Annotated in this window: 9 protein-coding genes and 2 pseudogenes; 8 read left to right on the top strand and 3 right to left on the bottom strand. The window is 66.0% G+C overall.

All coding sequences use genetic code 11. From position 1 onward, the window contains the following. Both FMEAI12_RS37980 and FMEAI12_RS37985 read right to left on the bottom strand, forming a co-directional pair. A pseudogene (locus tag FMEAI12_RS37980) lies at window positions 1–328 on the bottom strand (IS110 family transposase); the annotation flags it as partial. Window positions 329–431: 103 nt separating this feature from the next. Next, window positions 432–881 (bottom strand): annotated as a pseudogene (locus FMEAI12_RS37985) (transposase); the annotation flags it as partial. Window positions 882–1392: 511 nt separating this feature from the next. Here FMEAI12_RS37985 and FMEAI12_RS10160 point away from each other — a divergent pair. Next, window positions 1393–2619 (top strand): IS110 family transposase, encoded by a 1227-nt coding sequence (locus tag FMEAI12_RS10160; protein WP_112105825.1) that lies wholly within the window; start codon window positions 1393–1395, stop codon window positions 2617–2619. 246 nt (window positions 2620–2865) lie between these two features. Here the strand turns inward: FMEAI12_RS10160 and FMEAI12_RS10165 are convergent, their stop codons facing one another. Next, the gene (locus FMEAI12_RS10165; RefSeq protein WP_112105820.1) at window positions 2866–3711 is read right to left on the bottom strand and encodes an SDR family NAD(P)-dependent oxidoreductase; all 846 of its coding nucleotides are present in this window, start codon (window positions 3709–3711) and stop codon (window positions 2866–2868) included. A gap of 931 nt (window positions 3712–4642) precedes the next feature. Here FMEAI12_RS10165 and FMEAI12_RS10175 point away from each other — a divergent pair. From FMEAI12_RS10175 to FMEAI12_RS10205, 7 genes are all read left to right on the top strand, one after another. Further along, entirely contained in the window at window positions 4643–5542 is a 900-nt protein-coding gene (locus FMEAI12_RS10175; RefSeq protein ID WP_112105826.1) for a 3-keto-5-aminohexanoate cleavage protein, read from the top strand. A gap of 145 nt (window positions 5543–5687) precedes the next feature. After that, window positions 5688–6518: a TauD/TfdA family dioxygenase gene (locus tag FMEAI12_RS10180; protein WP_112105821.1), complete on the top strand. Its 831-nt coding sequence runs from the start codon at window positions 5688–5690 to the stop codon at window positions 6516–6518. A gap of 217 nt (window positions 6519–6735) precedes the next feature. Next, window positions 6736–7476: an SDR family NAD(P)-dependent oxidoreductase gene (locus FMEAI12_RS10185; protein WP_112105822.1), complete on the top strand. Its 741-nt coding sequence runs from the start codon at window positions 6736–6738 to the stop codon at window positions 7474–7476. 394 nt (window positions 7477–7870) lie between these two features. Further along, a complete protein-coding gene (locus tag FMEAI12_RS10190; RefSeq protein WP_112105823.1) occupies window positions 7871–8869 on the top strand; it encodes a thiamine pyrophosphate-dependent dehydrogenase E1 component subunit alpha in 999 nt (332 codons plus the stop codon). A 101-nt stretch (window positions 8870–8970) separates the two neighbouring features. Then, a complete protein-coding gene (locus FMEAI12_RS10195) occupies window positions 8971–9981 on the top strand; it encodes an alpha-ketoacid dehydrogenase subunit beta (protein ID WP_112105827.1) in 1011 nt (336 codons plus the stop codon). Further along, window positions 9974–10216 (top strand): lipoyl domain-containing protein, encoded by a 243-nt coding sequence (locus tag FMEAI12_RS10200; RefSeq protein ID WP_112105824.1) that lies wholly within the window; start codon window positions 9974–9976, stop codon window positions 10214–10216. Before FMEAI12_RS10195 ends, FMEAI12_RS10200 begins: the two co-directional genes overlap by 8 nt. A gap of 38 nt (window positions 10217–10254) precedes the next feature. Further along, on the top strand, window positions 10255–10567 hold a 313-nt coding region (locus FMEAI12_RS10205; RefSeq protein WP_146776664.1), incomplete at its 3' end, for a Rieske 2Fe-2S domain-containing protein.

Below are 10567 nucleotides of genomic sequence, written 5' to 3' on the forward strand. Positions count from 1 at the left end.
TCTCACCGGTGACGGTCGAGACCGTCCCGGGCACCCCGTCCACCACGGTGACCCCGGCGGGTTCGGGAGTGCCGGACCGGCGGGCGGGCAGCGGCATCGCCGCGGTCATCTCCTCGAGGCGCGCGGACAGCGTGGCGATCTGCTGGTCGAGCGCGTCGACCTGCTCCAGGTAGATCTTCAGCAGGAAGGCGTCGTGGTCGCTGAACCGGCCGGTCAGCGCCGCGGTCATCTCCTCCGGCGAGGCCTTCAGGCCCGTCCCGAGCGCCGCGAGCCGGCGCGGGTCGCGTTCCCCGGCCACCAGCGCGTCGAGGATCCGCCGCCCCGCCACCGGCGAAGAGGTCCGAGACCACCGACGAGAGCTTGACCAGCGCCCCTTCGAGCACCTTCTCGCTCCGTTGCTTGGCCCGCGTGCGGTCCGCGACGAGGTCGACCCGCATCCGGGTCACATCCCGCATCCGGCGGATGTCCACCGGCGGCACGAACGACCGCCGCAGCATCCCGCGCTCGTTCAGCTTCGCCAGCCACACAGCGTCCAGCTTGTCCGTTTTGGGCCTTCCGGGGACGTTCTTCACATCCCGGGCGTTGACCAGCCACACCTCAAGGCCCCGCTCCTCGAGCAGGTAGTAGAACACCCGCCAGTAGTCCGAGGTGCTTTCGAGGACCACTCGCTCGATACCCTGGCAGACCAGGTGGTCCGCCAGCCCCTCCACCGCCGGGACCGTCGCGACGACGTCGAAGACGCGGGTGACCCGCGTGCCTTCCTTCGTGTCGTGCGGGACCCGCACGCACACCTTCCCGGACGCCTTCGCGACGTCGATCGCCGCGACCCGCGCCAGGGTCTGCTCGGTGTCGTCCACGACGACCTCGACCGAACCGTCCACCGCACCCCCAACCGATCGATACCTACAGGTAGCGACCGCCCGGGGACCGACAAAAGATCAACACTCTGACTGGCGTGCTCGAAGCACAGCGGGCGACCCGCACGGTCAAGATCCCTCGCCAAACTAATGGACGGCGACGAAGGCCAAGGAACGGACGGCGTTGGACGGGCGGTCAACCCGCACCCTGCCAGGCCGCTCCGGGTGCGCCTGAAAGAGCCCAGGCGGAGCTTTCACGCCGGGGCGGCGTGCCCGAAGGGCCAGGGGAACTAATGGGAGCTACCGGGTCGGGATGAGGCAGGCTCGGTGCTGGTAGCCGCTGGCAGGTGAGCACTCTCCGCGCCTGGACCGAGTTCGAGTCCTTTGGTCAGATCGTGCCCCTGCCGGTGGTCGGGAGAGCTGACTACCGATGGGATGTCGTGGCCGTCCATCGCGACGTGATCACTTGACCATTAGGTCGTGGTGGATCTCCCGTGGGCTGCCGGACCTGCTGGCGGAGCGTGGGGAGGCCTGGGTGCTGTTCGTCGGAGACGACCGGGCAGAAGATCATCATGATGTGGAGGTGCAGGACGGGACCGGCCGCCGGTTGACGAAGGGCCGGCTGCCGGAGGGGCTCGCCGGGATCACCCGGCTGCACGAGCTGGTCGGTGCGCACCTGGCCGAGGACGCCGACCCTGCTGAGGTGGTGGTCGGGATCGAGACCGACCGCGGGCCGTGGGTGTCGGCGCTGGTCGCGGCGGGCTACCAGGTGATCGCGGTCAATCCGGTGCAGGCGGCCCGGTATCGGGAGCGGTACTCGACATCCGGGGCGAAAAGCGACGCCGGCGACGCGCACGCGCTGGCGGACATGGTCCGTACCGACCGCCACCAGCTGCGGCCGGTCGCCGGCGACAGCGACCTGGCCGAGGCGGTGAAGGTCACCGCCCGGGCCCATCAGACGCTGGTCTGGGACCGCACCCGGCAGGTCCAACGGCTGCGCGCGGCGCTGGTCGAGTCGTTCCCAGCCGCGGTGGCCGTCTTCGACGACCTCGACGCCGCCGACACGTTGGAACTGCTCGAGAAGGCGCCGGCTCCGGACCTGGCCCGGCGGCTGACCGTCGCGCAGATCTCCGCCGCGCTCAAGCGGGCCCGCCGCCGCGGTGACCTCGCGGGCAGGGCGCGGGCGATCCGGGCCGGGTTTCAGGCCGGTCAGTTGCCGGTCCGTCCGGCGACCGCCGCCGCCTACGGCGCGGTCGTGCGTGCCCAGGTTGGGCTGATCGGCACGCTCACCACCGAGATCGGCCGGCTCGGCGCGCAGGTCGATGCCCATTTTGGCCAGCACCCGGACGCTGAGGTCCTGCTGTCCCAGCCCGGTCTGGGGCCGGTCCTCGCCGCCCGGGTGCTCGCCGAGTTCGGAGACGACCCCGATCGCTACGCCGACGCCAAGGCTCGCAAGAACTATGCCGGGACCAGCCCGGTCACCCGCGCCTCGGGGAAGAAGACCGTCGTGATGGCCCGCTACGCCCGCAACGACCGGCTCGCCGACGCCCTGCACCAGCAGGCGTTCAGCGCGCTAAACGCCTCACCCGGCGCCCGCGCCTACTACGACGCGATCCGCGCCCGTGGCACCGGCCACCACGCCGCACTACGCCAGCTCGGCAACCGGCTCGTCGGTATCCTCCACGGCTGCCTCAAGACCCACACCCACTATCAGGAAGCAACCGCCTGGCCACAGAACGTCGCATCCGACGCCGCCGCTTGACATCCAAAAACATGGGATGTCTGACCGGAATCCCGGCCGGAGCGGTTCGCCAAGCGCTCCACGCCTATGGGACTCCAAATTCGGGTTCGGCACCTCGGCTGACGGAACCGCCACGCCGCCTACAAGTAATTCCGCACGGGCCCAGTAGGTTCGACGCCTCTGCCGCGACGCGCCCGGAAGCACGCGCCACGTGCATGGATTCTACTGGGGTGCGATTCCCCCAGGTCACCCGACCAGGTCTGGCGGTCACGTCGCCGAAAAGAACGCGAAGTCCTCCAGGAGATGCTGGTGGCGGGCACGCACCATGCCCTCCATCTCCGGATGTGTGATGATGTATGTACGGTTACCACGGATGCCCCGCACGACAATCGGCCCCACGGCCTCGTCCGACATCATGCTCAGCAGCAGGTCCGACGGCAGCTCACGACCCGCCATCGGATCGGGCGCCGGTCCACCGAACCGCTCCGGGCGGTGCCGGGCAGACGTCGAGACCAAGTTGGTTGCCACCGCTCCGGGACAGAGCACCGACACCCCGATATCTTCGGACGCGAGCTCGTATCGCAGCATCTCGCCGTACCCGAGAACAGCATGCTTCAACGTGGTGTACACGCCGGTGTCCGTGCCGCCCGTCTGCTCCGCGGGTAACGCCAGCAGGCCGGCCATTGACGATGTAAGCACGATGTGCGATTCGTCGTCGTGTCCACGTAGAAGCGGTAGAAACGCCTGGACTACGCGCACGGCTGCCATGAGGTGGAACTCGACGAACCACGCCCACAGTTGCTCGCTGGCCGTGGTGAGTGGAGCGTTGGTGTGGACGCCGACCGTGTTCACGAGCACATGCACGCCACCCAGATCGCGTGCTGCGCCGGCCGCGAGTTCCGCTAACGAGTCGCGATCGGTCGCGTCCACGCGTGAAGCGTACGCGTCGCCACCGCGCCGCACGATCTCGTCGCGTACTGCCTCCGCGCTGCCGGAGTCGATGTCAGCAACGACGACTCGCATTCCCTCACCGGCGAGACCTAAAGCAATCCCGCGACCGATTCCGCTCCCACCGCCGACAACCACTGCGCCGCGCCCATCTAGCTTGTCCATAGCTGCCCGCCTCTTGTGTCACGCCGGCCCGGGAGGCCACACATTCATGCGGCGCCCCGGCGGCATTTTATCCAGTGTTCTGGGTAGGCCCCTCTTCTACAGGCCCGCGGCCCCAGTCTTGCGTTCGTTCCTTTCATGGGTGTTGCGTCCGTCAGGTCGACGAAAACGTACATCCGTCCCGGCTGGATCGTGCGCGAAGTGCCTTCCTTGACTATCGCAAGCCCTTGGCGAGTGAGAGGAATTTATGCGCACTGACGGCAAGGTCGAGCGTCGACCGTTACCGCAGGCGAGCAGGCACGCCTCGTCTCGCCGAACCCCCGCCTTGGTCATTGCTGCCCCGCCGCGGGGATGATCTCTCGAGGACCGCTGGCGCGATGATGTTAGCCCCACCTCCACCCTGTTATCGATCTTGGCTCTGGCGTGGCCAGCCAGACGGACATGCCCGGCTCCGCGGACGGTCCGGTGACCAAACCCACCTCTTGCGGATCTCGGACAGTTTGTATACAACCATGCCTGAGAGGTGTATACAACAGTTGGCAAGGGGGCGGGTGGGGTCGCAGGCACGCAGGTCCGTTCATCCGAAGGTCGGTCGCCCAGGAGGTACGTCGGGATGATGACCCAAGCTCAAGGTGAGGCGGTCTATGAGCAGCCGCCGTGAGCTCGGCATCAACCGGTCGGTACCGCGCCGGACGCACCGGTGCGGCGGTCTCGCCAGGGCCGAGCGCCCGCACGGCCGGCGTCCGCATCACCCGTCGGGGCCGAGATCCACGGATCAGCCGGTCGTGGATCGAGGGTCCCGTATCGGCAACTCCCAAGGGGTCGAGTGATCCCACCTGTGGGCGGCTTGCCCCGGTCCCGGGGCTCCCTCTACGGCCTCGACTACGAGGCCGACTGACTCGACGTAAGCCGGCGTGGCGAACGTGAGGTGTGTATGACGAAGCAGAAGCTCATCATCGAGGTCCGGATCAACGAGGGAACGACTAGGGACATCAGTCCACACGTTCCCTACAGCCCTGAGGAGATCGCTAGCCAGGCAGTCGAGTGCTGGCAGCAGGGCGCGTCACTCGTGCACTACCACGCCCGGGATCCCGAGACGGGTGCGCAGTCTGCTGATGTGGATCTGTACGCGGACGTGGTGCGGCGGATCAAGCAGGAGAGCGATCTCATCACGTTTCCGACGCTGGGCGCGAGCATGTTGCCGACCGCTGAGGAGCGTGTGGGGCACATCGTCGAGATGGCGAAGGATCCGGCGACCAGGCCCGACTGCGTCCCAGTCGACATGCTGACCACCAACCTGGACCGGTACGACTCGCAGCGCAGAGCGTTCATCAGCAACGATCGAGTCTATTTGAACACGACGAAGATGCTCACGCATGTCTGCGAGACCGTGAGCGCTGTCGGGGTGCAGCCGGTATCCATGATATGGAACATCGCTGGGGTTCGGCTCACCGAGGCGTTCCTCGAGATGGGACTGTACAAGGAGCCGCTGTTCTGTGAGCTGACGCTGTTCGCGGACCCGTTCGTCAGCTACGGACATCCGGCAACGATCAGGGGGCTGCACGCGCTCCTCGACTTCTTTCCGGCTCAGGCGAACTGGCCCTGGTTCCTAAGTGTGATCGGCGGCAATGCGTTTCCGGCGCTCGCAGGCGCGATCGAATCCGGCGGCCACGTCGCCATCGGCGTCGCCGACCATTCATACCAGGAGCTCGGCATGCCCACGAACGCCGAGCTCGTCACGCGTGTCGTCGAGATGGCTCGAAGCATGGGCCGGGAGGTCGCCACACCGGCCGAGGCCCGTGAGATGCTCGGACTGCCCGGATACGAGAGTTAGTCCTCGGCATTGTCGTCAAGTTTCGTGCACGGCGCGGCCGGGTACCGCGCGAGCCGTATCCGCTCCGAGCCCCGGCGTCAGCAGAGTCCGCTTGGCGAACGGGTGTGCGTGTTCTGACATCGTCAGTTAAAGGAGGTCGGTATCCATGGGTGTAGAAACTACGCCGGCGCAGAGACTCTCGACAGTCGGCAGTATCAGATTCGAGAAGGTGACGGGGAACATCGGTGCGATCGTCCACGGTGTCGACGTCCACGTTGCCCACGGCGACGAGGTGGCGTCGGTGCTGCTGCGATCGTTGCATGAACACGGCGTGCTGTTCTTCCATTCGGACACGGCGATCAGCAGCGAGCAGTTCTCGGGGTTTTCCTCGGTCTTTGGTGAGCCATATGTCTATCCCTATGGGAAAGGGCCTGGCCAATTCGTAACCGAGGAGGGCGCCGACGCGGTGCGACTCCGGACGAGCTACTGGCACACGGACGGGAGTCCTCAGGAGAAGCCCCCCCAAGCCGCACTCTTATGCTCGGTGGAGGTCCCGGCCTTCGGTGGTGACACCATGTGGGCAAGCATGACCGCGGCATTCGATGCCTTATCGTCCCGATACCAGCGGCTGTTCGACGGCATGGAGGCTGTGCACAGCACCGCTGCGGTGGCGCGGTACCACGACGCCTTCGGTCAGGGGGAAAGTCACGTGCATCCTGTCGTGATCACCGATCCGGTGACTCGGCGGAAGGCTCTCTACGTCAACTCGGTTTATACGGAGCGGCTCGTCGGGATGAGTGAGCGGGAGAACGAGACGCTCCTGCGGATGCTGTACGAACACGTCAATACGCCGGAGTTCCACGTCCGTCTGCGTTGGCAGCCGAACATGATCGCAGTGTGGGAAGAGCGGGTTACGCAACATCGTGCGGTCGCCGACTACGCGGAACGTCGGGTCCTGCGCCGTATCACCATCACTGGCGACCGTCCGAAGGCCTGACTGCGTTCAGAGCGCTTAGCCAGCGTCTGCGACGCCGACCCGTTTCGCGTGCCAGCCAGCCAGCGGTGCTGCCTGTGAGCCCGCCGAGGTATGGGAATTAGGTTTTGTTCATGATGAGTCAGGAAGAACGACGGGCCGTTCATGGCCGCGTACTTGAGTCGTTGTGTGCTGGTGACGAGGTTGCCGGTCCCGATGCACCGGTCTACGGAGGTGAGTAATGGGCATGCTTGACGGGAAGGTGGCGGTGATAACCGGCGCTGGATCGGGGATAGCGAAGGCTTCTACAAAGCTCTTCGTTCAGGAGGGTGCCAAGGTGGTGGCCGTCGATATAAGTGGTGCGGAGAAGGACACTGCGGCCGAAGTCGGCGGAAATGTCCTTCCCTTCCACTGCGACGTCTCCGACGAGACGGGCGTTGCTGCGATGTTCGAGGCCACTATCAAGGAGTTCGGACGCGTCGATGCCGTGCTGAACGTGGCCGGTACCCACGGTACCCGGCCACCTGAGGTCGTCGCCGTCGCCGAGTTCGAGAAGATGACCCAGGTGAATCTGCGTGGCGTGCTCATTATGACCGAACATGCGATTCCAGCGATGCTCCGCTCAGGCGGCGGCAGCATCATCAACTTCTCCTCGATCTCGGCGATCAATGTCCAGAGCCGGACGTCAATCATGTATGCTGCCGCGAAAGCCGGCACCCATGCCCTTACCAAGGCGGTGGCCGTCGAGTACGGTCCCATGGGCATCCGGGCAAACGTCATCGCACCTGGATTTACGCTCACCGATATCATGAAAGGGCCGCCTGAGTTGCTGCGCGAGATGAGTTCGAAGGCTGCACTCAAACGGGGCGGTCAACCGCGGGAGCTGGCCGAGGTAGCGGCTTTTCTGGCCTCGGACCGCGCCTCCTTCGTGACCGGAGTCGTCATTCCAGTCGATGGCGGCTGGTCGGCGCGACTGGCCTAGCGAAGCGAGAGGAGGACTCCGTCTTCCTCTCGGTTCGAGGGTTCGGGTTTCCGGACGCTTCGGCGGAACGACCTGCTGTCAGCCGGTGGATGACAGACAAGAAGGCATGAAGGAGGTCGTACCTGAATCCGGCGCGGCCTCCTGCCGCGTCTTCGGCGTCGCCCGACAGCGCTTCGTCGGAAGGACTTGTATACACCGGCGGGTCGATGATTGTATACGTGAATGATCGAGGGTGGAGCACCCGATGGTGGGGCGATCGCCACACGGATGCTGCGGTGCGGTCATGCCCGATGTCGCGGCTCGTCACCCCGACAGACATGCACGAGGCTCCCGCCTCTCAGCCGCTTCGCGTGTCGCCGTCTGGCGGTGGTGCACCGGTCGCAGGAGGAGGAACATGACGACGGATCGAACGGCGGGCATCTCGGGACAGGTGCGGCGCCGGTTATACGAGCTGATGACGCTCATGAAGGCGGCCGACGACCGGCTGAGCAGAGGGATCGCGTCGGGTGAGCTGCAGTGCGTGTACTGGCCTCCTCGTGGGCAGGAGGCGATTGCCGCGGCGATGGGGGTGTGTCTTCGGTCGGACGATCAGTTGGTCACGACCTATCGGGGGTTGCATGACCTGATCGGCAAGGGTGTGCCGTTGGTGGAGATCTACGGAGAGATGCTGGGCCGGCAGGTGGGATCGGGCCGGGGTAAGGGCGGGACGATGCACATTGCCCGCCCCGACTCAGGCGTCATGTTGTCGACGGGGATTGTGGGATCCGGGCCGCCGGTCGCGGTGGGGATGGCCATGGCGGCGCGGCGCAAGGGCCTGGATCGGGTGACGGCCGTGAGTTTCGGTGACGGGGCGACGAACACCGGCTCGTTTCACGAGGCGGCGAACATGGCGGCGCTGTGGGATCTGCCGTTGGTGCTGGTGTGCCAGAACAACCAGTACGGCGAGATGACGCCAACTGAGCACACGATGAAGATCGCCCAGGTCGCGGACCGGGCGGGCGGGTACGGGATGCCGGGTGTCCGCGTCGACGGCAACGACCCTCTCGCCGTCCTTGCCGTGTTGACGCAGGCCGTGGAGCGGGCGAGGAGCGGAGGGGGCCCGACGCTGGTGGAGTGCGTGACGTTCCGGTTCCGTGGTCACTACTTCGGGGATCCCATGGCGTACATCCCAGCTGAACGGATGGCCGCCGCTGTCGAGGCTGATCCGATCCCGCGGTTCCGGTCGCGCCTGCTGGAGACGGGGGTCTGCGATGAGCACGAGCTCGACGAGATCGAGGCGGCCGCCGTCGCGGCGGTCGAGGAGGCGTTGACCGCGGTCCTGGCGGCGCCGGTCGCGGCACTCGACGAGCTGGATCGTGACGTGTACGCCGACCCGCGGAACTGCCCCGCCTAGACCCATATCCCGCTGGCGTCACGGTAAGAGCGGCTCCGGGCAATGCCGGCCTCGTGATGACTGTTCGCCTTCTCGATCATTGGACCTGCATAGAGGTGGACGTGGACGAGCAACGGATGACGATGCGCGAGGCGTTGAACCTCGCTTTGGACCAGGCGTTGGCGCTTGATGAGCGTGTCTTCCTGCTGGGGGAGGATATTGCCGATCCCGGCTCCAGCGGGCCGACCAAGGGGCTGTCGACCAAATACGGCGCGGATCGGGTGCTTGACACGCCGATTTCCGAAGCGGCGATCGTGGGTGCCGCGATCGGCGCCGCGATGGAGGGGTTCCGCCCGGTCGCCGAAATCATGATCATGGATTTTATTGGTATCGCCTCCGATCAGATCGTCAATCATGCGGCGAAGCTGCGGTTCATGACCGGGGGGCGGACGACCGCGCCGATCACGGTCCGGACACAGGTCTATGGCGGGTTGGGGACCGGGGCGACGCACTCGCAGTCGTTGGAGGCGTGGTTCATGCATGTTCCGGGGTTGAAGGTGATCGTGCCTTCGACGCCGCGGGACGCCAAGGGTCTTCTCACGTCGGCGATTTTTGATGATGACCCGTGCGTCTTCCTGGAGACGATTCGTCTGCAGGGCCAGCGCGGGTTGGTGCCGGTGGATCCGGGATTCTCGATTCCGCTGGGTCAGGCGGACGTGAAGCGGCCGGGTACTGATGTCACGTTGATCGGCTATGGCCGGGGGGTGGTCGAGTCGCTCGGCGCGGCAGCCGTGCTCGAGGCGGAGGGGGTCAGCGCCGAGGTGCTTGATCTGCGCACCCTGGTTCCGCTCGATGTGCCGGCGATGGTTGATTCGGTGCGTCGAACGAGGCGTGCTGTGGTGGTGCATGACGCGGTGCGGTTCGCCGGGCCCGGGGCGGAGATCGCCGCGATTCTGCAGCGCGAGCTCTTCGGTGTTCTTGAGGCGCCGGTGGAGCGGGTGGGTGCCCGGTTCGTGCCGAATCCGGCCCCGCCGGCACTGGAATCGCAGATATACCCGAACACCGAACGTATTGTCGCGGCGGTCCAGCAGACGCTGCGGTCGGAAACGATCAGGGACGGTGCCTGTGGCTGACTTCGCGATCCGTATTCCGCGTGTATCGGTCGCGATCTCGGAGGCGGAGCTGCTCGAGCTTCTCGTGGATGAGGGAGCGAACGTCTCTGAGGGCGACCCGTTGTTCATCATCGCGACGGACAAGGCCGAAACCGAGGTCGAAGCCGGCGCGTCCGGCACGGTGCACTGGACCGGCGCCATCGAGACGGTCTATGAGATCGGTGCCGAGATCGGGACGATCCAGGCGTCGGGCTGACACCGTATGGAAGCCCGTGTGGCAGGAGGTTGATGTTGATGGCTCTCACCGACGACCGCCGCCCGGTCGCCACTCGCGATGTTCCGTTCGCGATGCGTGACCGGTTACGTGTGCCACGTGAGCGTTATTACGACCGGGGGTTCTACGAGCTCGAGAAGGAGTATCTGTGGCCGAGGGTCTGGCAGATGGCCTGCCGGCTGGAGGAGATCCCGCAGCCTGGGGATTTCGTCGAGTACGAGATCTGCGACCAGTCGATCCTGGTGGTGCGGCAGCCCGATCTTTCGGTCAAGGCCTTCCACAACGCCTGCCGACACCGGGCTACCCAGCTGTGTTCGGGTTCCGGGCGGCTGC

The organism is Parafrankia sp. Ea1.12 (assembly GCF_900465275.1).
GTDB classification, from domain to species: Bacteria; Actinomycetota; Actinomycetes; order Frankiales; family Frankiaceae; genus Parafrankia; species Parafrankia soli.